The following is a 22778-nucleotide window of genomic DNA, read 5'->3' as shown; positions in this document are numbered from 1 at the left end:
GGCAGGACACACGACCCGGCGCCTTGATGCAGGTCAGGCGCGGCGGCGCGTTCGGGAACGCGGCGGCCTGCCCGCCGCGAACAGCCCTCGGCAAGGGCGCCAGCGCACCGTGTCATGGCCTGTCGGACCGATCCCGCGACAGCGCCTCTGCCAACGCGCGATCCAGGGCGCGGAACCGTTCTGGCCGGGTCACCGCCACGTCATAGGCCACGGCCACCACGGTTCCGTCCCGCATGACTGTCACATAGGAACCGGTCCGGGGACCAAGGGGAATGAAGATCGCGCCGGCATGAGACAGGCGCATCCCGTCCGCGTCGCGGACGTGGATCATGCCCAGGCCATAGGCCGCGCCCCCTGCCATCGGCGCATGTGGCAAGGCCAGCGTATCGGCGCCCACCCGGCCGCCTCTGCCGAACCAGTGGTCGACCAGGCGGGCATGGTCGGCCATCGTCATGCGCCAGCCGCCCCAGGCCGCGAAGGCCGCAAAGCGCGAGGACAGCGCGCCCGCGACCCCGGCCGGGTCCAGCACACGCCGCCGGCAAGCGGTTTCATAGGGCTCGCCGGTTGCGATCTCGACGATCCGACCCAGCAGCGCGTAATTCTCGTTGTTGTAGAGGAACACGCCCCGCGTACCACGCTGTGTCCGTCGGTCCAGCACGATCCGTGTGACATGGGCATGGCGTGGCTCGGTCTCGTTCAGCCAGAAACCCATGCGCCATTGCGTGCCGTCCGGCGCGATCCCGGCACTGTGCGTCACCAGTTCGGCCAGCGTGGCATCTGGTGCGGGCTCTCCCAGGGCGGCGCTCAGCGACAGGTCCCAGGCCAGCGTGCCTTCCTCGACCAGGGACAGGATACAAAGGGCGGTGATCGCCTTGGAATTCGACGCAAGGTCCAAGGGGCTGTCGGCGTTGTCGGCAGTGACAAGCTCTGCGTCACGCAGGATGGCGATGGCGGCCTGCCCGGCCCCCTGCTCTGCCGCCCATGCGTGAAAGGCCGACACCGGATCTTCGGCCGCGGCCGAAGCCGCCGCGAATAGACCAAGGGCCACCATGCGCAGGATGCGTCCGATCATGAAAGCAGCCTAGCAAGGACCGGATGGCCGATCAAAGGCCGCCGCCCGCGATCCGCGGAAAGCGGCCGGTTCGCCGTCAGACGGCCTTGCCGTAGATCTGCGCGATGCGCTCGATCGCCTGCTCGGGCGGCAGTTCGACGCTTTCGCCGGTGCGGCGGCTGGTGAGTTCCACGATACCGTTCTTGAGGCCGCGCGGCCCCACGGTGATCCGCCAGGGCAGGCCGATCAGGTCCATCGTGGCGAACTTGCCCCCGGCGCGCTCGTCCGTGTCGTCGTAAAGCGGTTCCAGCCCCAGCGCCGTCAGCGCGGCATAGATCGCCTCGCAGGCGGCATCCGCCTCCGCATCGCCGGTCTTCAGGTTGACGATGCCGCAATGGAAGGGGGTCACGCCTTCGGGCCAGATGATGCCGCGGTCGTCGTGGCTGGCCTCGATGATCGCGCCCAGAAGGCGGCTGACGCCGATGCCGTGGCTGCCCATGTGAACCGGGGTGGCCTTGCCATCGGGGCCCTGCACGGTGGCGTTCATCGCGTCGGAATACTTGGTGCCGAAGTAGAAGATCTGGCCAACTTCGATGCCGCGCGCGTTGCGGCGGCGTGCCTCGGGGATCAAATTGAACAGCGCCTCGTCATGGGTTTCGTCGGTGCGGGCATAGCGCGAGGTGAATTCCTCGAGCACCGCCTGGCACTGTTCGACGCTGTCATAGTCGATGGCGCGGTCGCCGAATTTCAGGTCGGTGATCTCGCTGTCGTAGAACACTTCCGACTCGCCCGTCTCGGCCAGCACCAGGAATTCATGGGTATAGTCGCCGCCGATCGGCCCGCCATCGGCGCGCATCGGAATCGCCTGCAGGCCCATGCGTTCATAGCTTCGCAGGTAGCTGACGAGGTGACGGTTGTAGGCGTGCAGCGCGTCTTCCTTGGTCAAGTCGAAATTGTAGCCGTCCTTCATCAGGAACTCGCGCCCGCGCATCACGCCGAAACGGGGCCGGATCTCGTCCCGGAACTTCCACTGGATGTGATACAGCGTCAGCGGCAGGTCCTTGTAGCTGCTGACATGGCTGCGGAAGATGTCGGTGATCAGTTCCTCGTTCGTCGGACCATACAGCATGTCGCGGTCGTGCCGGTCCTTGATGCGCAGCATCTCCTGGCCGTAATCGTCATAGCGGCCGCTTTCGCGCCACAGGTCGGCCGATTGCAGGGTCGGCATCAGCATCGGGATATGCCCGGCGCGCACCTGTTCGTCGTGAACGATCTGCTCGATCCGCTTCAGCACCTTGTAGCCCAGCGGCAGCCACGAATAGATGCCGGCGCTGGCCTGCTTGATCATGCCGGCGCGCAGCATGTAGCGGTGGCTGACGATCTGCGCCTCGGAGGGCGTTTCCTTGAGGACGGGGAGGAAATAGCGGGACAGACGCATGGCGGCCTCCGGGGCAAGGGTTTTCGCCGTCCTAGCCGGTTGGATGCAGGCAGACAAGGGGCCGCGCGGGGCGGGGCGTGTCCCACGATGGGACAGCACAGGTGACGCAGCGTCTTCAATGGGTTGCAAAGGGAGTTTTACCTTCTCTTGACGATCTGCCTCTTCCCGGGTGGCCCGAATTCGGCCAGAGTGGCGTCATGTGAAGCGGTTGGACGGTATCGGCATGGCGGCAGGCAAGGACAAGGGGCCGGGGTCTTTCCTCGACTGGATGGGACTCCGGGGCGCGCAGGACTGGACGGTGGCGCGGCCGCTCGGCCCGCTGTTCACGCTGGTCCTTGCACTGCTGTTCCTGGGCGCGATTGCCGCCGCTTTCGGAGTGATCTGGCACACGGTCACAAACGCCTTCGGCACCGCTGCCACCGGCCCCAGCCTTGGCGCGGGCGCGATGATCGCCGCGCTGCTGGGCGCGCCCTTCGTGATCTGGGCGACGGTGCTGAAACAGAAGACGGTCGAGTTCCAGAAGGAAGGCCACATCACCGACCGGATCAACAAGGCGGTCGAGATGCTGGGGGCGGAAAAGACCGTCAAGCGTGACGGCAACGAGCGGACCGTGCCAAACATCGAGGTGCGCATCGGCGCGCTGCTGTCGCTGGAGCGCATCGCGCAGGACAGCACCGCCTATGACAAGGGGCGCGACCATGTGCGGGTGATGGAGATCCTCTGCGCCTATGTGCGGGAGAATGCGAAGGCGGAGGATGCGCCAAGCGACAACCCGCGCGACCTTTGGGAAAAGGCGCTGTCAGAGGCTCGGGCTGAACTTGAACCGCTGGGTCTCGAAGAAGCGGCGTTCAAGCTTCAAGCGCAGGACCTGGCCCACAAGAAATGCGGCATCAACCCCGTGGAGCCTGACTTGCGCGATCAGGTCAAGGCTTGGGTAGATGCCCTGCCCCCGCCCCGCGCCGACATCCAGCTTGCGTTGACGATCATCGGGCGGCGTTCCCCCGCGCAACGGCATGTGGAGGCGCGCTGGGGGCCGGATGCAGCGCCGGATGCGCAATGGGTCTTCGACACGCCCTGTCCCGAACTGCCAGAACCGCCGGAAGGCCAGCGGCACGGCCTCGACAAGATCGAAGCGTTCAAGAACGCCCTCGCGCGCTGGAGAGAAACGCTGCGTCGCTATCGGAACTACGGTTATCGCCTCGACCTGCGCGGCATCAACCTGCAAAAGGCCGACTTGTCCGGCCTGATCCTGTCCGGGGCGGACCTCAGCGGAGCACGGATGGAGGGGGCGGTCCTCCGGCTGGCGCGGATGCAGGGGGCGAGCCTCAGCGAGGCGCGGATGGAGGGGGCGGACCTCAGCGAGGCGCGGATGCAGGGGGCGGTCCTCAGCGGAGCACGGATGGAGAGGGCGGTCCTCCGGGTGGCGCGGATGCAGGGGGCGAGCCTCAGCGAGGCGCGGATGGAGGGGGCGGACCTCCGGCTGGCGCGGATGGAGGGGGCGGACCTCAGCGAGGCGCGGATGGAGGGGGCGAACCTCCGGCTGGCGCGGATGGAGGGGGCGGTCCTCCGGCTGGCGCGGATGCAGGGTATCACATCCTTGAACGCCGCTACATTCCATGGTGCGGCGTTCAAGGATGTGTCCCTCTTGACCGTGCCGATTTCCGAGGACCAGGTCAAATCAGCTTATGGCGATGCCAGCGTGACCTTGCCGGAGGGGATGGCATGGCCGGAGAAATGGCCGACCTGGAGATTGCCGTTTGATGGCGAACACGGTTTCTACGATCAATGGCGCCGCTGGCAGGCCGATCCGACCGGCTACACACCGCCGCCGAAACCCGAGGACACGGCGTAGCGGACCGGCTCAGGCACCCTGACCCGGCGCGGGTGGCGCAGCGGCGCACCCGCCTGCGGGCATCGTTCCGCGCCATGCGGCCGAGGTCAAGCCGCCCCTTGAACACGGGGCGCGCGCGCGCGATGTAGGGAACGAAGCGCAAGGGGAACCGCATGGCTCTGCCCGTCAGGACACAAATGAAATACTGGGGCCTCACCGCGGCGGTCCTTGCCGTGGTGCTGTGGTTCCTGGGCGACGTGCTGCTGCCCTTCGTGCTGGGCGGCGCCATCGCCTATTTCCTCGATCCCGTGGCCGACCGGCTGGAGCGGTTGGGCCTGTCGCGCGGCGCTGCGGTGGGCGTGATCGCCGTGGTGGCTGCGCTGCTCTTCGTGGTGCTGGCGCTGGCGGTGATCCCGGCGCTGATCAGCCAGACGGTGCAGCTGTTCAACACGATGCCGCAACTGTTCCGCGACCTTCAGGCCTTCCTGACGGAACGCTTTCCCTCGGTCGTGACCGAGGGCAGCCCGCTGCGCGAGGCGCTGATCTCGATCGGCACGACGATCCAGAACAAGGGCGGAGAGCTGCTGAACACCGCGCTCAGTTCCGCCGCCTCGCTGCTGAACGTGGCGCTGCTGGTGGTGATCGTGCCGGTGGTGGCGATCTACATGCTGGTCGACTGGGACAACATGGTGACCGAGATCGACGCCCTGCTGCCGCTCGACCATGCGCCGACGATCCGCCAGGTGGCCTCGGACGTGGACGCCGTGCTGGCGGGTTTCGTGCGCGGCATGGGATCGGTCTGCATCGCGCTGGGGGTCTATTATGCCGCCGGGCTGTGGCTTGTGGGGCTGCAATTCGGGCTGGTCGTCGGCGTGCTGGCGGGGATGCTGACCTTCATCCCCTATGTGGGGGCCATCGTCGGCGGGATGCTGGCCATCGGCCTTGCCCTGTTCCAGTTCTGGGGCGACTGGGTGTGGATCATCGCGGTCTGGGCGATCTTCCAGTCCGGCCAGTTCATCGAGGGTAATATCCTGACGCCGCGCTGGGTCGGGTCCAGCGTGGGGCTGCACCCGGTCTGGCTGTTGCTGGCGCTGTCGGTCTTCGGCTCGCTCTTCGGATTCGTGGGGATGCTGGTGGCGGTGCCGCTGGCGGCCGCCCTGGGCGTCGTGGCGCGGTTCCTCGCCCGGCAATATGTCGGCAGCCGCCTCTATCGCGGGCTGACGGGACAGGACGAGGACTGAGCATGGCAGAGCAGCTTCCCCTGCCCTTGCCGGTCCGGGCCGCGCTGGGGCGGGAAGACTATTTCGTATCGACCGCCAACGCGCTGGCCGTGGCCATGGTCGAGGGCTGGCGCGACTGGCCGCAGCGCAAGCTGGTGTTGTTGGGCCCGTCGGGATCGGGCAAGACACACCTCGCACATGTCTGGGCGGCGCAGAGCGGCGCGACGATCCTGCCCGCGCAGGACCTGGCGCAGGCCGACATCCCGCGGCTGGCCGAGGCGCCGGCCTGCGTCGAGGACGTGCAGCGCATCGCCGGGGAGCCCGCCGCCGAAGAGGCGCTGTTCCACCTGCACAACCTGTGCCTGGCCGAGGGCCGCGCCCTGCTGCTGACCGCCGTCCGCCCGCCGATGCGCTGGGGGCTGACCCTGCCCGACCTGCAAAGCCGGCTGGAAGGCACGCAATCGGTCAGCCTGTCCGACCCGGACGACGCGCTGCTGACCGCGCTGCTGGCCAAGCTGTTCGCAGACCGGCAGATCGTGCCCGACGCCACGGTAATTCCCTACCTTGTGGCCCACATGCCACGCAGCTACGCTGCTGCACGACAGATGACCGAGGCGCTCGACCGCGCCGCCCTGTCCGCCAAGTCGCGCATCACCCGGCCGATGGCGGTGCAGATGGTGGCGAGGCTGGACGAGCCGGACTGAACCGTCACGAAACCGTCGCAGCGCATTCGCAAAAGCATCCCATGACCCAAGCCGATTTCCTCAAAAGCCCGATCCCCCCCGCGACCGACCTGCCGGATCTCGATTTCAACGGACCGGGGCGCTTCTACAACCGCGAGCTCAGCTGGCTGGGCTTCAACTGGCGGGTGCTGGAAGAGGCCGAGAACCCCAGGGTGCCACTGCTGGAGCGGCTGCGCTTCCTGTCGATCTCGGCGGCGAACCTGGACGAGTTCTATACCGTGCGGGTCGCGGGCCTGCGGGAACTGGCGCAGGCAGGCAACACGACGCCCGCCGCCGATGGCCTGTCGCCAGCCGAACAGCTGGTGCTGATCGACGAGGACGCCCGCCGCCTGATGGCGCATCAGCAGAAGGTCCTGGGCGTCCTGCGCGAATTGATGGCCGAGGCGGGCATCACCATCGTGCCGCTGCCCGACCTGACGAAAGAGGACAAGACCGCGCTGGCCGACGCCTTCATGGCGCAGGTCTTCCCGGTGTTGTCGCCGCTGGCGATCGACCCGGCGCATCCCTTTCCGTTCATCGCCAACATGGGCTTCTGCCTCGCGCTGCACCTGGAGCGGATGCGCGACAAGCGCGCGTTGCAGGCGCTGCTGCCGATCCCGGCGCAGATCGACCGTTTCATGCCGTTGCCCGCGCCCGACGGCCAGCACCGGTTCATCCGGCTGGAGGACGTGCTGCTGCTGCATATCGACAGCCTGTTTCCCGGCTACCGCTGCAAGGATCATTTCGGCTTTCGCGTGCTGCGCGACAGCGATCTGGAAGTCGAGGAAGAGGCCGAGGATCTGGTGCGCGAATTCGAGGTGGCGCTGAAACGCCGCCGCCGCGGCGAGGTCGTGCGCCTGACCGCCACCAAGGGCGCGCCGCCCGCGCTGCGCCGCATCGTCATGCAGGAACTGCACGTGCGCGACGACGAGGTGATCGAACTCGACGGCATGATCGGCATGGCCGACCTCAACGAACTGGTGCTCGACGCCCGGCCCGACCTGCTGTGGCCGCTGTTCACCCCGCGCGTGCCCGAGCGCGTGCAGGACCACGACGGCAACATGTTCCGCGCCATCACGCAGAAGGACATGCTGCTGCACCACCCCTACGAGACCTTCGACATGGTGGTGCGGTTCCTCAACCAGGCGGCGCTTGACCCCAACGTGGTGGCGATCAAGCAGACGCTCTACCGCACCTCCAAGAACTCTCCCATCGTCGACGCGCTCTGCGAGGCGGCCGAGGACGGCAAGTCGGTCACGGCGCTGGTGGAACTCAAGGCGCGCTTCGATGAGGCCGCCAACATCCGCCAGTCGCGGCGGCTGGAACGGTCGGGCGCACACGTGGTCTACGGCTTCCTAGAATGGAAGACCCACGCCAAGATCAGCCAGGTGGTCCGGCGCGAGGGCGACAAGCTGGTGACCTACACCCATTGGGGCACCGGCAATTACCACCCGATCACCGCAAAGATCTACACCGACCTCAGCTTCTTCACTTGCGACGCGGGCCTGGGGCGGGACGCGGCGCGACTGTTCAACTACCTCAGCGGCTATGCCCAGCCCGAGGGGCTGGAAAACCTGCTGATCTCGCCGCACACGCTGAAATCCGGCATGATCGACCTGATCCGCGCCGAGGCCGAGCACGCCCGCCAGGGCCGGCCCGCACAGATCTGGCTCAAGCTGAACTCGCTGATCGAACCCGACATGATCGACGCGCTCTACGAGGCCAGTCAGGCCGGTGTCAGGATCGACTGCGTGATCCGCGGCATCTGCGGGCTGCGGCCCGGGGTCAAGGGCCTGTCCGACAACATCCGCGTCAAGTCGATCATCGGCCGCTTCCTGGAACATTCGCGCATCATCTGCTTCGGCAACGGCCATGGCCTGCCCCATGCCAAGGCGCGGGTGTTCATGTCCTCGGCCGACTGGATGGGCCGCAACCTGAACCGCCGGATCGAGACCGGGGTCGAGATCCATAACCCCACGGTCAAGGCGCAGATCGTGAGCCAGATCATGGCCGCCAACCTCGCCGACGAAGCGCAGAGCTGGATGATGGCACCGGATGGCAGCTTTGCCCGCGTGCCGGTGCCCGAAGGCGAATTCGCCTTCAGCGCGCATCGCTTCTTCATGGAGAACCCCTCACTGTCGGGGCGCGGCTCGGCCGGGGCCAAGGACGTGCCCAAGCTGACCCACGGGGACTGAGGCGCGACGCGCCCCGGAATCACCCCGGCGCCGCCACGATTTCTGAAGACCCGGTTAAGATCGCCGGGGCAATCTGTCCGATGCACGCAATCCGCGTGGCGCGGACCGGCCACGGCAGCACATGCCACGGCCCCGCAACGCCGAAACGGTGACAAGGCCCGACCGTGGCCGCTCCGCGTTGAAAACGCGCCTTCCGTTCAGAAAAGGCGATTCTCATGTCGAGCATCAACACCAATCCCGGCGCGCAAACCGCGCTCCAGACGCTGAAATCGATCAACTCCGAACTCGCTGTGACGCGCAGCGAGATCGCCACTGGCCGCAGGGTCGCCACCTCCGAGGACAACGCCGCCGTCTGGGCCATCGCCAAGACGATGGAGGCCGACGTGGCCGGCTTCAAGCGGGCCTCTGACAGCCTCAACCTGGGGCAGGCGACGGTGTCGGTCGCCCGCCAGGGGGCCGAGACGATCACCGACCTGCTGACTCAGATCAAGGGCAAGGTGGTCGCGGCACAGGAAGGCAATGTCGACCGTGCCAAGATCCAGTCCGACATCGCGGCGCTGACGACACAAATCCAGTCGGTGGTGGACACCGCCTCGTTCAACGGCACGGGCCTGCTTAAGAATATGGAGACGACCGCCGGTTCGGGCAGCATCGGGGTTCTGGGCTCGATCAACCGGACGCCGACGGCGGTGACATCGTCCGACATCACGATCCGCAAGCGCGACCTGGGCACCGCGGCGCAGGGCATCGCCGCCACCGGCGGCACCTTTGCCGCCAATGCGGCGACCGCGACGCTGAACGCGACGCAGACCGCCACAATGGACCTGTCGAGCATCACGGTGCAAACCGGGATGGCGTTTTCGATCTCAGTCTTCGGCACGGATGCCGACGGCTCGGCCTTCGACCAGGCGGCGCTGCGCACCACCGCTGGCGCCAGCCAGACGCAGGCCGAGATGGCCTCGGGCCCGATCAGCTACGTCGCCCGCGACGGCGACGGGATGGGCGACGTGCTTTACGCGCTGAAACAGAAGTTCGACGCCTACGCGCTGTCCAACGACATCGGCAGCGACACGCTGGACATGAGCTACAGCGGATCGACGCTGCGCCTGTCCTCCGGCGTGACGGATGCCACGGACACGATCGGCGTCGCCTTCAACACGCTCAGCGCCAGTGCTGGAAACACGATCGGCGGCGGGCTGGGCGACCTGTCCGACCTTGACGTGACCACGGCCAGCGGTGCGCGGGACGCGCTGGGCAGCGTCGAAAGCCTGCTGACCATAGCCATCGACAGCGCCGCTGCACTGGGTTCCGACCAGAAGCGCCTGGAAACGCAGGATGCCTTCGTGGGCAAGCTGAGCGATGCGCTGAAATCCGGCATCGGAACCCTCGTCGATGCCGACCTCGAGGAAACCTCGGCCCGGCTCCAGGCATTGCAGGTCCAGCAGCAGCTGGCACAGCAGGCATTGTCCATCGCCAACCAGGCGCCCGGCGTGCTGCTGGGACTTTTCCGATGATCGGGCGCCCCTGACGATTGACCCGCCCGCACTCCCCGTTCCATAAGTCGGGCGGGACCACGGTCGGGGATCGGCATGGACGGCGACAACGACAGCCACGGACAGTGGGAGCCTTTCGGCACCCCGATCTTCAAGGGGGACGAGGCCCGCGCCCTGTCCCGCGTGGGCGTGGTCGATATCGGGTCGAACTCTGTCCGGCTGGTGGTGTTCGACGGCGCGGCGCGCAGCCCGGCCTATTTCTTCAACGAAAAGGTCATGTGCGGGCTGGGCGCCGGCATGGCCGAGACCGGTCGCCTGAACCCCGAGGGCAAGACCCGCGCGCTGGCCGCGCTGAAACGCTTTCGCCTGCTGGGCGAGGGGATGGACCTGCCCGACCTGACCGTGGTGGCCACAGCCGCCATGCGCGAGGCCGAGGACGGCCCTGCCTTCACCGCCGAAATGGAGGAAGCGAGCGGCTTGACCATCCACGTGATCGACGGGTCCGAGGAGGCACGGCTGTCGGCGCAGGGCGTATTGCTGGGCTGGCCGGGGTCGTTCGGCCTGGTCTGCGACATTGGCGGCTCGTCGATGGAACTGGCCGAGATCCACGGCGGCACGGTGGGCCGCCGCGTGACCTCTCCCCTTGGACCGCTCAAGTTCAAGGACATCGAAGGCGGCAAGAAGGCGCGCGAGAAATACATCAAGCGCGAGATCAAGATCCTAGCCGACCACATGGGCGAACAGCGCGACCGCATGTTCCTGGTGGGCGGCAGCTGGCGCGCCATCGCGCGGATCGACATGGAACGGCGCGGCTATCCCCTGCACGTCCTGCACGAATACCGGATGGACGAGGCCGCGGTCGCGGACACCATCGCCTTCATCGAGGCGGCCGACCTAGAGGCGCTGCGCAATGCCTGCGGCATCAGCGCGACGCGCATGGCACTGGTACCCTTCGCCGCCGAGGTGCTGGGCCGCCTGGTCAAGACCTTCACGCCCAAGGACATCGCCTTGTCCAGCTACGGCATCCGCGAGGGTCTGCTGTATGAACAGATGCCACAGGCACTGCGCGATCTCGATCCGCTGATCGAGGCCTGCCGCTTTGCCGAGGCCAAGGACTCGCGCCTGCCCGGCTTTGGCAAGGCGCTGTATCGCTTCGTGGAACCGCTGTTCCCCGGCGCCGCACCAGCCAAGGCGCGGCTGATCAAGGCCGCCTGCCTGCTGCACGATGTCAGCTGGCGCGCCCATCCCGACTACCGTGCCGAGGTCTGTTTCGACTATGCCACGCGCGCCAACCTGGGCGGGCTCAAGCACCAGGAACGAATCTGGCTGGGCCTTGCCCTGCTGCACCGCTACCGCAACAAGCGCGAAGGCACACGGTTCGAGGCGCTGTTCTCGCTGATCGACGAGGCGACGCAGAAAGAAGCCGAGGTTCTGGGCAAGGCAATGCGGTTCGGCGCGATGCTGTGGTCACTGGACCCGATGCCGCAGAAGATCCGCCTGACCTGGGATCCGGCCACGCGGGCGCTGCGCCTGATCCTGCCGCAACACAGCGCGCCGCTGTTCGGCGAAGTCACCGAGTCACGGTTCAAGTCGCTGGCAACAGCGCTGGAGGCGGACAGCGCCGAGGTCGACATCCAGCCGGACGAGGCGCCCTAAAGCTCGATCTCTTCGCCGCCCTCGGGCAGCGGCGGCGCCGGGTCCGGCTTGCGCCGGATGATGATGTCGCCATTGGGCAGGATCTCGGGCGGCTCATACAGCGACCAGTCCTCGACCTTGCCCATCAGGTCGCGCAGGGCGGGTCCCATCTCGCGCGCGAAATCCTCGATCGCGGGGCGCATCTCGTCGGCCATGCCCTCGAGTTCGCGCAGCGCCGGTTCCATCTCGGACATCAGCCCGCGAAAGAACAGGCGGGCCCCCTCTTCCATCAGAGAAAGCCCCTGATCCCCTTCATCCTGCGCGGCAAGGGGCGTGGCGGTAAGACAGGCGGCGAAAAAGGCTGCATGGAGTTTCATGCGATCAATATAATCATTCCGGCCCGGTCGCGGTAGGGGTCAGAGATCCAGGTCCAGCGTCACCGGAAAATGATCCGACGCAGCCAGCAGCGCCTCGCGCAAGCTGCGGTCATGCCAGCATTCGGGGTCGTCGAACGGATGCCAGATGCGCCAGTCCGGGCTGCGCTCCCGCAGGTCGGGCGAGATCATGGCGTAATCGAGCAGCGCCTGAAGATATCGGTTCTCGCCTTGCAGGAAGAATCGCGCCGTGGTCGGCGTCGCGCCCAGCCGCCTTTGCAGCGCCTGCGCCGCATGCGGGTCATACAGGCACAGCGGTTCCGCCCCCATGACGATCTCGACAGAGCTGCGACCGAACAGATTCTCGTAGTGGTCGAGGCCAGGGCCGTCGTTCAGGTCACCCAGCACCACAAGGCTTTCGCCGGCCAGCAGATGCGCCTCGATCCGGTGGCGCAGCCAGATCGCCTGCGCCAGTTGCTTGCGCCGGTTGGCGATGGCGATGCGCATGATCTCGTCGTGGTTCGTGGCGCCATGCGGCGCCTTGGATTTCAGATGCGCCCCGATCAGCCGCAGTGCCGCACCCGCAGCCGTCCGCAGCGCCAGTTCCAGCGGTGGCTTGGAAAAGCGGATCACGTCCTCGGTCGCGTCGATGTCCAGGTCGATGCGGAACTCCGCGTCGAAACGCGGCGCGCCGATGTCGCGCGGATCATGCGTCACGCTCATCACGTCGGGATCGAACAGCAGCGCGATTTCCTGCTGCGTATCGTTGGTAAAGCCGGTCACTGCCTCGTGTATGCGCAGGTCGGCGGCCTCGGCGAAATTGGTCAGGGCGCGCACGGTGCTGCGGCGGCGGTTGGTATCGGGCGCCTCGATCACCATGACCGCGTCCGCGTCGATCCGGTCGAGCACCAGCGCCACCGCCTCGGCCTGCGCGCGCCGGGTCACGTCATGGCGGGCAGACCAGCCAGTATCGGCCAGCAGGTGCCCCTGGTCGTCGAACAGCGCGTCGAACCATTCGATGTTCCACGTGGCCAGCCGCATTCAGGCGGTCTCGCGGGCGCGCATGGATCGGATGTCGTCCCAGGCGCGGGTGATGTCCTGCAACCGCCGCTCCGACAGTTTCACCGCCTCGACCGGCACGCCGCGGGCGATCATCACGTCGGGATGCGTCTCTCGCACCAGCTTGCGATAGACGCTGCGGATCTCGTTCATCTCCATTTCGGGCGAGACGCCCAGCACGGCAAAGGGATCGCGTTCGGCATCCGGCACGAAACGCGCCCGCAGCGCGTCAAAGCGCGGCCCCGCAAGGCCGAAGATCTCCGCCACGCGCGCCAGGAACACGTCCTCGTTCGGGTGATAGGTGCCGTCGGCCATGGCAATGTGGAACAGCCCCTCCATCAGGTCGCAGAGTGTGCCATTGTCGCCGTCGAACATGGCGCGGATCCGGCTGGCATATTCCTCGAACCCCGCCACGTCCTGCCGCGCCAGGTTGAAGACACGCGCGGCGTTCGCCTCTTCCTCGGGCGGGATCTGGAACACCTCGCGAAAGGCCATGACCTCGTCCCGCGTCACGAGGCCGTCCGCCTTGGCCATCTTGGCCGACAGCGCGATCACCGCGATGGTAAAGGCGATGCTCCGCTCGGGTGGCGTACGCAGCTTTTCGAACACCGCGGCAAGGCCCTCGCCCTGTGCAAGCGCCGCCAGCGCCTCGGTTATGCGGGTCCAGATCGACATGGGCGCAGTCTATGCCAGCACCGCGCCGGTGTCAGTGCGACATTCAGAGAAACTTCTGCATCAGCACAAGGTCCATCCAGCGACCGAACTTGTGCCCCACCTCGGGCAGGCGCGCCACCTCGGCAAAGCCGATCCGGGCGTGAAATGCCACACCCTCGGGGTTTTCGCCGCTGACCCCGGCGAACAGCGAATGCGCCCCCTGCCCGCGTGCCGCGGCTTCCAGCGCGGTCATCAGCGCCCGGCCCACGCCATGCCCGCGCGCGTCGGGCACCAGCATCACCGAATGCTCCATCGTGAAGCGATAGCCCGGCCCCGAACGGAACGGAAAGCAGGTGGCGAAGCCCAGGAAGCCATCCGCCTCGGCCACCTGGAAACAGGCGCCGCGCGCCGCGATGTCGGCACTGATGCTCTCGCATGTCTTGTGAGCGGTGGTGAAGGTGATGGCGGTGTTGTCGATCACCTCGTTCCACAGCGCCATGATCGCCGCGGCGTCCGATGCCCGCGCCGAGCGCACGATCACCGCAGCCATACGGTCCCTCCGGCGGTCGCGATCTCGGCGGCAAGCCCGGGCGTGCCAGCCTCGAACGCGACCAGCGGCGCGTCCAGATGCGGCTCCAGAAGCGCGCTCAGGCGGTCTGCCTCTGGGTGTGTCACCACCAGCCGTTCCAGCCTGCGGTCCGCCTTGGTCAGCGACTTGCCCGGCGGCACCGATACCTGCCACTCCATCAGGGCGGGAAAGACCCCGTCGAAGGGCAGCATCCCGTCCAGCGGCACCGCCATCCGCCAGCGCAGGTCGCCGCGCTCCAGCGACACGATCTCGCCAGCCATCGGAAAGGCCTTCAGCGTGCGGTCCAGGTCCGGCGTGCGCAGCACCCACTTGTCCAGCCGCGGCGGCCCATGGAAGGAATCCAGCCCGAACCAGCGCGGCCGCGCCGGATGCGGCAACCCGGGATCGGCTGCAATCGCCTCGATGTAGAGCCCGGGATGAATGCCCAGCAGGGAATTATGCGTGGCAAAGCGCAGATGCTGCCCGCCGGGCTGCATCGGCCAGTTCAGCGCCTGCTCGACATGCGCAACCGCCTCTTCCAGCGACTCGCCCAGAACCGCGATGTGATCCAGTTCCAACATGCCCATCCCCCGTCACCCCCGGCACGGTAACAGCGTTTTCGGCGTTGCAAAGCGCGAAAAATGCACGCTTCGCGACGATATGTGCAGCGGAAATACCATTTTGAACGAAATCGCGAACCATGAGAAGGGACGGATGCCGCTGCGCGCGATTGACAGGTTTTTCAACCACGAGGCTTCGGGGGCAAGTCGCCGCTGCACTCTCTGCAACACGGCCTTGCGCCCTGCATGCTCTATTCCACCGTTCCCGTCTTTGCCTTCGCCGGTGCCAGCGTGGTGCTTCGGGGCATCAGCTTTGCTGACCCGGCATTGATGAACGAGGTGCGGGTGGGCGTTCTATCCGTCTCGATCGTGTCAGGCATCTTGGGCTGCACCACCCTGATGCTGTCAACGGCACCGCAGATGACCAAGGCCAAGCCCGCCCAGGCCGAGTGAACCCGAGTCGAAAGGCGAGGCTTGCGGCCTCTGTTTCTTTGGTTTCGAAACACCGCCGGGGTTTGGGGAAAGAGCCCCCCGCACGGCGCGCCAGACAGGCGCGCCGTTCCCGTTTCCGGCCCCGGCTCAGGCCGCCTGTGCGCGGGCTTCGCGGATCAGGGTCAGGATGTCCTGCGCCGCCTCAGGGATATTGGTGCCCGGGCCGAAGATCGCCTTGACCCCGGCCTTGTAGAGGAACTCGTAATCCTGCTGCGGGATGACGCCGCCGCAGATCACCAGGATGTCGCCGGCGCCCTGCGCCTTCAGCGCCTCGACCAGTTGCGGCGCCAGCGTCTTGTGCCCCGCCGCCTGGCTCGAGATGCCCACCACGTGCACGTCGTTGTCGATCGCGTCCTGCGCGGCCTCTTCGGGCGTCTGGAACAGCGGGCCAACATCCACGTCGAACCCGATATCGGCAAAAGCGGTGGCAATCACCTTGGCGCCGCGGTCATGGCCGTCCTGCCCCATCTTGACCACCAGCATCCGCGGGCGGCGCCCCTCGTCTTCAGCGAATTGCTCGACCGCCTTCTGGATCGCGGCAAAGCCCTCGTCGCCCTCGTAAGCGGCGCCATAGACCCCGGCCAGCGTCTTGACCTCGGCCCGGTGACGGCCGAACACCTTTTCCATCGCCATGCTGATCTCTCCCACGCTGGCGCGCTGGCGGGCGGCCTCGACCGCGGCCTCCAGCAGGTTGCCGCCCTGAGCCGCGCGGCGTTCGAGTTCCGACAGCGCCGCCTGGCAGGCGGCCTCGTCCCGGGTCGCGCGCATCGCCTCCAGCCGGGCGATCTGCGATGTGCGGACCTTGGCGTTGTCGATGTCGAGGATGTCGATCGGGTCCTCTTTCGACAGGCGATACTTGTTGACGCCCACGATCACGTCGGTGCCGCGGTCGATATCGGCCTGACGGCGGGCGGCCGTCTCTTCGATCCGCAGCTTCGGCATGCCCGAGGCGACGGCCTTGGTCATGCCGCCCATGTCGTCGACCTCTTCGATCAGCTTCCACGCCGCTTCGGCCAGCTCATGCGTCAGGCTTTCGACGTAGTAGGAGCCGGCCAGCGGGTCGACGACCTTGGTCACGCCGGTTTCTTCCTGCAGTATCAACTGCGTGTTACGGGCGATCCGCGCGCTGAACTCGGTCGGCAGGGCGATCGCCTCGTCCAGCGCGTTGGTGTGCAGCGATTGCGTGCCGCCCAGGACCGCGCTCATCGCCTCATAGGCGGTGCGGATGACGTTGTTGTAGGGGTCCTGCTCGGCCAGCGAGACGCCCGAGGTCTGGCAATGGGTGCGCAGCATCTTCGATCGCGGATCCTTCGCGCCGAGTTCCGTCATGATCCGGTGCCACAGCATCCGCGCCGCGCGCAGCTTGGCCACTTCCATGAAGAAGTTCTTGCCGATGGCAAAGAAGAAGGACAGCCGCCCGGCGAACTTGTCGATGTCCATCCCGGCATCCATCGCGGTCTTCACGTATTCCTTGCCGTCGGCGAGGGTAAAGGCCAGCTCCTGCACCAGGTTCGCCCCGGCCTCCTGCATGTGGTAGCCGGAAATCGAGATCGAGTTGAACTTCGGCATCTCGTTCGAGGTGTATTCGATGATGTCCGAGATGATGCGCATCGAGGGTTCGGGCGGATAGATATAGGTGTTCCGCACCATGAACTCTTTCAGGATGTCGTTCTGGATGGTGCCGGAAAGCACCGAGCGCGGATGCCCCTGCTCCTCGCCGGTGACGATGAAATTGGCCAGCACCGGGATCACCGCACCGTTCATCGTCATCGAGACGCTGACCTTGTCCAGCGGGATGCCGTCGAACAGGATCTTCATATCCTCGACGCTGTCGATGGCCACGCCCGCCTTGCCCACGTCGCCCACCACGCGGGGGTGATCGCTGTCATAGCCGCGATGGGTGGCCAGGTCGAAGGCGACGCTGACGCCCTGTTGGCCTGCGGCCAGCGCCTTGCGGTAGAAGGCGTTGCTTTCCTCGGCAGTGGAAAAGCCCGCATATTGCCGGATCGTCCAGGGCCGGCCGGCATACATCGTGGCCTTGACGCCGCGGGTGAAGGGCTCGAACCCCGGCAGGGTGCCCATGTGCGGCAGGTCCTTGACGTCATCCGCCGTATACAGCGGCTTGACGTCGATCCCTTCGAGGGTGTGCCACGTCAGGTCGTCGGCGCTGCGGCCGCGCAGTTCCTTCTCAGCCGTCTTGCGCCAGGATTCGGGCAGGTCGGTCATGTCGTCGTCCTCTCTTGTTGTCGGGTCGTTGCGCGGTCTTTGCCGCGTCGCGCGATCCGTCTTCCTCTGTCAGTTGCGCCAGGCCGCCTGCCCCGGCGCGCAGCCAGAACAGGTCGTCGGCATAGGCCTCGCGCAGGGTTTCGGTCTGGCGGGCGTCGAAGGGCATCCAGCGGCCCGGCCCGGAGGGCAGCCGCGTCGGGTCGTCACCGCGCTCGGCAAGCAGCGCGCGCAGGGTGGGCAGGTCGGCGCTGCGGTTCTCCCAGAAGCGGTTGGCGGGCACCTTGGGGAATCCACGCCGCCCCGTCATCGCGGCCAGCTGCGCGGCCGGCTGGCCGGCAAAGCGTTCGAACGGCAGGACGACGATCTGCGCGCCGGGACAGGCGCAGGCGATGTCGGTGATCACGTCCCGCCAGCCACGGGTCGCCTGCGCGATCCGGTCGAGTTGCGCCGGATCGGGCAGCAGTCCGCCGCGCGGCAGCAGGTAGGCCAGCGCCGAAGCCCACCACAGGTCCAGCGCGCGAACCTGGAGAACGACCCGCGTCACGCCGCCGAACGCCGCGTGCAGGCGCGCCATGCGTTCGCCCGCGTCGGGATAGGGCCGCGTCGCGGCGATGCTGCGCCGCACGCTGCCCAGCATGTTCTCGTCCGAGATGATCAGCGCCTGGACGCCACGGCGCCGGGACAGGTCGAGGTTCATGCGCAGCCGGCCGGTGCCGCGCACCACCGCCGCGAGGTCTGCCGGCGTCTGGGGACGGTCGGCCAGCCCGTCCAGCAGGCCCACCCGCGTCCGCCGCGGCCCCCAGAAGCCGACGGCCTGCGCCGTCAGCGCGACGTCATGCTCGCGCAGGTAGGCTTGCAGGCTGCTCGTTCCGGTGCGGTGCGCACCCACATGCAGGATCACGTCCATCCGTCCCGCCCTCTCTGGTTCATGACGCCGGGGGTAGGATCGGCGCGCAGCCATGAGGATGCGGTTAAAGTTAAAATTTTTCCCTGTGATGCGAAGGCAGACCTGTCCGAGGGGCGAGGTTGCGCTTATATCGAAGGACATGAAGACGTTGAAAAGCCTCTGCCTTGCTGCCTCTCTTGCCTTCGGCGCCACACTGGGCGCCGCACAGGAGGCCGCCACCGCGCAGGAAGACCCGACCGCCGAACCCGGCCCCATCATCGCGGCGACGGATACCACGCTGGAGGAATGGCTGTGGATCAAGCGGCCCGTCGTGGTGTTCGCAGACAGCCCGGCGGACCCGCGATATGTCGAGCAGATGCAACTTCTCATCGAACGCCTCGACGCGCTCGAGGAACGGGACGTGATCATCATCACCGACACCGATCCCAAGGCACGCAGCGCCGTGCGGCAATCCCTGCGCGCGCGCGGCTTCATGCTGGTCATCATCGCCAAGGACGGAACCATCGTGGCGCGCAAACCCGCGCCCTGGGACGTGCGGGAGATCTCGCGCTCGATCGACAAGCTGCCGCTGCGCCAGCAGGAAATCCGCGACCGCCGCGACGCGCTGCGCCAGTGACTCAGGACCCGCGCAGCACCAGCAGCAGGTGTTCCGGCGGATAGAGCAGGATCAACGCATTGGCCGCCGGATCGTAGAGCGTCACGCTGAGCCCCGAGGTCATCACCGAATAGAACCCGTTCGACACGGCCGGGTCCGCGATGCAGCCCGTCGCCGGCCCCACGCCCGACGACAGCAGACCCAGCCCGCTGGGCAGGTCCAGCGACATGACCGCGCGCGAGATGTCGTGCGGGCTGATCCCCGGCATGTCGAACCAGACCGCCCGATCCTGCCGCAGGTAGACCAGCGCCTGCCGGAACTCCGTCACCTGCACCGGCGCGGTGCTGCGCAGGCTGTCCGAGGCCAAATCGAACACCGCCACGGTGCATTCCGATTTCGAAGTGAAATGCCGGGTCTGCGCCAGAAAGACCCAGCCCCGCAGGTAGTCGCGCAACCCGTCCTCGGTATCCAGTGCGCAGCCCGCCAGCAGCGGCACCAGCGCAAGCAGGGTCGCAAGACGGATCACGGCATGACGAAACAGGACGCACATGGCGCTCAGCAATAGCCGAGTCGTCTGAACGAAGCGTTTCCGCCGTCACGGCCGCCATGCCCGGGCGCCCCAACGCATGGCCTGCGGCAGGGGTTCCCGGGACGAAGGCGGCCGACGCGGTCACTCGAACTCCATGATGACGTCGTCGACGGCGAGGCTGTCGCCCGCCGCGGCGTTGATCTTGCTGACCGTGCCGGACCGTTCGGCGCGCAGGATGTTCTCCATCTTCATCGCCTCGACGGTACAGAGCGGCTGCCCCTCCTGCACCGCGTCGCCCTCGGCCACGTTGATCTTCACGATCAGGCCGGGCATGGGGCAGAGCAGCAGCTTGGACGTGTCTGGCGGCAGCTTTTCCGGCATCAGGGCGGCCAGCTGCGCCTGGCGCGGGGTGCGCACATGCACCTTCAGGTCCGCGCCACGGGTGCGAATGCGGAACCCCTGGGTGATCTTGTCGACCTTGAGAACCAGCGGATCGCCATCGACGACCATTCGTGCCAGGCTGTCGCCCGGCGTCCAGTCGCCCTCGACCCGCAGCGCCTCGCCATCGGCGAAGCGAACGGTCGATCCGTCATGGTCCGCCGCGATGGTCACGTCGAAGGACTGGCCCTGCAAAGCCACCGCCCAGTCGCTGCCCACACGGCGCTCGTGGTTGTCCAGCCGCCCCGAGACGCGGGTGCGCCGGATCTCGGCCACGCGGTTCATCGCGGCACAGGCGGCCGCTACGCGGCGCAGTTGCTCGCCGCCCAGCGTGACGCCCTGGAACCCGTCGGGATATTCCTCGGCGATGAAGGCGGTGGTCATGTCGCCGGACATGAACTTCGGGTGATCCATCACGGCGGCGACGAAGGGCAGGTTATGGCCGATGCCCTCGACCTCGAAACTGTCCAGTGCGTTGCGCATGACCTCGATGGCCTGTTCGCGTGTCGGCGCCCACGTGCACAGCTTGGCGATCATCGGGTCGTAATACATGCTGATCTCGCCGCCCTCGAAGACGCCGGTATCGTTGCGCACGATACCGTCACCCAAGGGACCCTCGGCGGGCGGGCGATAGCGCGTGAGCCGCCCGATCGACGGCAGGAAGCCGCGATACGGATCCTCGGCATACAGCCGGTTCTCGATGGCCCAGCCGTTGATCTTGACGTCGTCCTGGGTGATCGACAGCGGTTCGCCATTGGCCACGCGGATCATCTGTTCCACCAGGTCGACCCCGGTGATCAGTTCCGTCACGGGGTGTTCCACCTGCAGGCGGGTGTTCATCTCGAGGAAGTAGAAGTTGCGCTGCCCGTCGACGATGAATTCCACCGTTCCCGCGCTGGCATAGCCCACGGCCTTGGCAAGCGCGACGGCCTGTTCGCCCATCGCCTTGCGGGTCGCCTTGTCGAGGAAAGGCGAGGGCGCCTCTTCGACGACCTTCTGGTTGCGGCGCTGGATCGAGCATTCCCGCTCGTTCAGGTAGATGCCGTTGCCATGCGCGTCGCACAGCACCTGGATCTCGATGTGGCGGGGCTGGGTGACGAATTTCTCGATGAATATGCGGTCATCGCCGAAACTGCTGGCCGCCTCGTTCTTGGAACTCTGGAAGCCCTCGCGCGCCTCGGTGTCGTTCCAGGCGATACGCATGCCCTTGCCGCCGCCGCCGGCGCTGGCCTTGATCATCACCGGATATCCGACCTGCTGGCTGATCTTCACCGCCTCTTCGGCATCCTCGATCAGGCCCATGTAGCCGGGAACGGTGCTGACGCCCGCCTCCTGCGCGATCTTCTTGGAGGTGATCTTGTCGCCCATCGCCTCGATCGCCTTGACCGGCGGGCCGATGAAGGCGACGCCGGCCGCCTCCAGTGCCATGGCGAATTTCGGGTTCTCCGACAGGAAGCCGTAGCCCGGGTGTACCGCCTGCGCGCCCGACTGCGCGATGGCGCCCATGATCTTGTCGATCACGATGTAGGACTGGTTGGCCTGCGGCGGGCCGATATGCACAGCCTCGTCCGCCATCTCGACATGCAGGGCGTGCTTGTCGGCGTCGGAATAGACCGCGACGGTCTTGATGCCCATCTTGCGGGCCGTCTTGATGACACGGCAGGCGATCTCGCCCCGGTTGGCGATCAGGATCTTGTCGAACATGGCTGTCCCTTCTGTTCTTGCGGCGCGCAGAGCGCCGGTATCGGCATGAAAAAACCGCCGCGCGGGGGAGTCCCCCGGACGGCGGTGCAAGACGGTTCGGACCGGCGCAGGCCGGTCGCGGTCAAATCTGCGGATTGGTGCGAGTCAGCAGCGCGATGGGTAGCGGCTGCAATAGGCGATGTTGGCCGCGGCGCCCACGACCGCGCCGGTGAAGATGTCGCCTTCGATCGCGGCCGCGGTGACGGTGCCGGCACCGGCGCCGATTGCCGCCTGTTCGCCGAGCGTGTCGCCGCAGGCCGCAAGCCCGGCCACGGCAGAGAAAAGGGTGATGATGCGGATGGTTTCCATCTCGTCTGCTCCTCGATGACAGGGTATCCCGACGCGCCGATTAACCACGAAACCGCGGCCGGGTTCCAGCCTTGAGTCGTTTCAGAGGAACAGCCGGCAAACCCTTGCCGATCAAAAAAATTCAGCGGACACGAAAAAGCAGGCGGACAGCCTGGGGATCGGCCGTTCCGCCTGCGAGTCGAAGGGGCACGGCTGGCGCGCAGATGCTGCGCGCGCGCCTGTCGCGCAGCGCCAACGCTGCCGCGCTCTGCGTTGTCCGAAAAGTGGCGCGTGGCAGCCGCCCGGTTTTCGGCGCCGGGCCGCGCAAATCCGGGATGGATCGGCAGGTTCACGCCCAATCCTCCGCCTCGTCAAAGGCCTCGGGAAAGGCGGCGCGGGCGGCGGTCTCGTCTATGACCAGTCTTGCCTCGTATGATGTCGGGTCGAACGGATCGTCATGGGGCAACACCTCGCGCCCGAACAGCCAGCTAAGCCGCCCGGCATCGAGATTGCCGCGCTCGAATGGCTCGTCGCCGAAATGCGCCCAAAGCGCCGCCATGAAGGCCGCGTCGGCCCGGCGGTCAGCCGGGCGCCGGTCGCGATAGCGTTCGCGCCGGACCAGTTCCGTCGCGCCCTTGGGATTGGCGCGACGGATGATGAACTGGAAATCCGTTCCCGACAGACGGCCGGGAAAGCCGCGGTGCTTGATCATGCCTTGCCCCCCGAACCGGTCCGGAGGACGGGGCCTGTCACGGCACCG

21 protein-coding genes are annotated in these 22778 nt (G+C 66.9%); 8 read left to right on the top strand and 13 right to left on the bottom strand.

Annotated elements, in window-relative coordinates; translation table 11 throughout:
- Window positions 1-112 precede the first annotated feature (112 nt).
- Window positions 113-1072: a serine hydrolase domain-containing protein gene (locus KB874_RS14060; protein WP_212537172.1), complete on the bottom strand. Its 960-nt coding sequence runs from the start codon at window positions 1070-1072 to the stop codon at window positions 113-115.
- Window positions 1073-1148: 76 nt separating this feature from the next.
- A complete protein-coding gene (proS, locus tag KB874_RS14055; protein ID WP_212537171.1) occupies window positions 1149-2489 on the bottom strand; it encodes a proline--tRNA ligase in 1341 nt (446 codons plus the stop codon).
- A gap of 199 nt (window positions 2490-2688) precedes the next feature.
- On the opposite strand from proS, the gene KB874_RS14050 reads away from it, so the two are divergent.
- The 6 genes from KB874_RS14050 (at window position 2689) to KB874_RS14025 (ending at window position 11606) form a co-directional block, all read left to right on the top strand.
- Window positions 2689-4341, top strand: coding sequence for a pentapeptide repeat-containing protein (locus tag KB874_RS14050; protein ID WP_212537170.1), 1653 nt, complete (start codon window positions 2689-2691; stop codon window positions 4339-4341).
- 152 nt (window positions 4342-4493) lie between these two features.
- Complete coding sequence (locus KB874_RS14045) at window positions 4494-5561, top strand: AI-2E family transporter (RefSeq protein WP_212537169.1); 1068 nt, start codon at window positions 4494-4496, stop codon at window positions 5559-5561.
- A gap of 2 nt (window positions 5562-5563) precedes the next feature.
- Window positions 5564-6244, top strand: coding sequence for a P-loop NTPase family protein (locus tag KB874_RS14040; RefSeq protein WP_212537168.1), 681 nt, complete (start codon window positions 5564-5566; stop codon window positions 6242-6244).
- 41 nt (window positions 6245-6285) lie between these two features.
- Entirely contained in the window at window positions 6286-8457 is a 2172-nt protein-coding gene (locus KB874_RS14035) for an RNA degradosome polyphosphate kinase (protein WP_212537167.1), read from the top strand.
- A 215-nt stretch (window positions 8458-8672) separates the two neighbouring features.
- The gene (locus KB874_RS14030; protein WP_212537166.1) at window positions 8673-9971 is read left to right on the top strand and encodes a flagellin N-terminal helical domain-containing protein; all 1299 of its coding nucleotides are present in this window, start codon (window positions 8673-8675) and stop codon (window positions 9969-9971) included.
- Between the two features lie 75 nt (window positions 9972-10046).
- Window positions 10047-11606 (top strand): Ppx/GppA family phosphatase, encoded by a 1560-nt coding sequence (locus tag KB874_RS14025; RefSeq protein WP_212537165.1) that lies wholly within the window; start codon window positions 10047-10049, stop codon window positions 11604-11606.
- Here KB874_RS14025 and KB874_RS14020 read toward each other — a convergent pair.
- Genes KB874_RS14020 through KB874_RS14000 form a run of 5 tightly spaced genes read right to left on the bottom strand, consistent with a single transcriptional unit; the run spans window position 11603 to window position 14821 of the window.
- Window positions 11603-11962, bottom strand: coding sequence for a hypothetical protein (locus KB874_RS14020; protein WP_212537164.1), 360 nt, complete (start codon window positions 11960-11962; stop codon window positions 11603-11605). The genes KB874_RS14025 and KB874_RS14020 overlap by 4 nt on opposite strands.
- Window positions 11963-12001: 39 nt before the next feature.
- Entirely contained in the window at window positions 12002-13000 is a 999-nt protein-coding gene (locus tag KB874_RS14015) for an endonuclease/exonuclease/phosphatase family protein (protein ID WP_212537163.1), read from the bottom strand.
- Window positions 13001-13693 (bottom strand): molecular chaperone DjiA, encoded by a 693-nt coding sequence (locus KB874_RS14010; RefSeq protein ID WP_212537162.1) that lies wholly within the window; start codon window positions 13691-13693, stop codon window positions 13001-13003.
- A 43-nt stretch (window positions 13694-13736) separates the two neighbouring features.
- Window positions 13737-14213 (bottom strand): GNAT family N-acetyltransferase, encoded by a 477-nt coding sequence (locus tag KB874_RS14005; protein ID WP_428849250.1) that lies wholly within the window; start codon window positions 14211-14213, stop codon window positions 13737-13739.
- Window positions 14210-14821 (bottom strand): VOC family protein, encoded by a 612-nt coding sequence (locus KB874_RS14000; protein ID WP_212537160.1) that lies wholly within the window; start codon window positions 14819-14821, stop codon window positions 14210-14212. The genes KB874_RS14005 and KB874_RS14000 overlap by 4 nt, the downstream gene beginning before the upstream one ends.
- A gap of 192 nt (window positions 14822-15013) precedes the next feature.
- On the opposite strand from KB874_RS14000, the gene KB874_RS13995 reads away from it, so the two are divergent.
- A complete protein-coding gene (locus tag KB874_RS13995; protein WP_283054679.1) occupies window positions 15014-15253 on the top strand; it encodes a Na+/H+ antiporter NhaA in 240 nt (79 codons plus the stop codon).
- Between the two features lie 126 nt (window positions 15254-15379).
- Here the strand turns inward: KB874_RS13995 and scpA are convergent, their stop codons facing one another.
- Window positions 15380-17518 carry a methylmalonyl-CoA mutase gene (gene scpA, locus KB874_RS13990; protein ID WP_212537158.1) on the bottom strand — a complete coding sequence of 713 codons (2139 nt, stop codon included), beginning with the start codon at window positions 17516-17518 and terminating at the stop codon, window positions 15380-15382.
- A complete protein-coding gene (locus KB874_RS13985; RefSeq protein WP_212537157.1) occupies window positions 17481-18425 on the bottom strand; it encodes a hypothetical protein in 945 nt (314 codons plus the stop codon). Before KB874_RS13985 ends, scpA begins: the two co-directional genes overlap by 38 nt.
- Window positions 18426-18564: 139 nt before the next feature.
- On the opposite strand from KB874_RS13985, the gene KB874_RS13980 reads away from it, so the two are divergent.
- A complete protein-coding gene (locus KB874_RS13980; RefSeq protein WP_212537156.1) occupies window positions 18565-19041 on the top strand; it encodes a DUF4174 domain-containing protein in 477 nt (158 codons plus the stop codon).
- Window position 19042: 1 nt separating this feature from the next.
- On the opposite strand, the gene KB874_RS13975 is transcribed toward KB874_RS13980, so the two are convergent.
- The 4 genes from KB874_RS13975 to KB874_RS13960 form a co-directional block, all read right to left on the bottom strand.
- Window positions 19043-19570, bottom strand: a complete 528-nt coding sequence (locus tag KB874_RS13975; protein ID WP_212537155.1) for a hypothetical protein — start codon at window positions 19568-19570, stop codon at window positions 19043-19045.
- Between the two features lie 120 nt (window positions 19571-19690).
- Entirely contained in the window at window positions 19691-21691 is a 2001-nt protein-coding gene (locus KB874_RS13970) for an acetyl-CoA carboxylase biotin carboxylase subunit (RefSeq protein ID WP_212537154.1), read from the bottom strand.
- Between the two features lie 144 nt (window positions 21692-21835).
- Window positions 21836-22039, bottom strand: coding sequence for a hypothetical protein (locus tag KB874_RS13965; RefSeq protein ID WP_212537153.1), 204 nt, complete (start codon window positions 22037-22039; stop codon window positions 21836-21838).
- Between the two features lie 328 nt (window positions 22040-22367).
- On the bottom strand, window positions 22368-22730 hold the full coding sequence (locus KB874_RS13960; protein ID WP_212537152.1) for a hypothetical protein: 363 nt from the start codon (window positions 22728-22730) through the stop codon (window positions 22368-22370).
- Window positions 22731-22778 lie beyond the last annotated feature (48 nt).

It is taken from the genome of Thetidibacter halocola (genome assembly GCF_018224955.1).
Lineage (GTDB): Bacteria > Pseudomonadota > Alphaproteobacteria > Rhodobacterales > Rhodobacteraceae > Thetidibacter > Thetidibacter halocola.
This window is presented reverse-complemented; position numbering and strand designations above follow the sequence as displayed.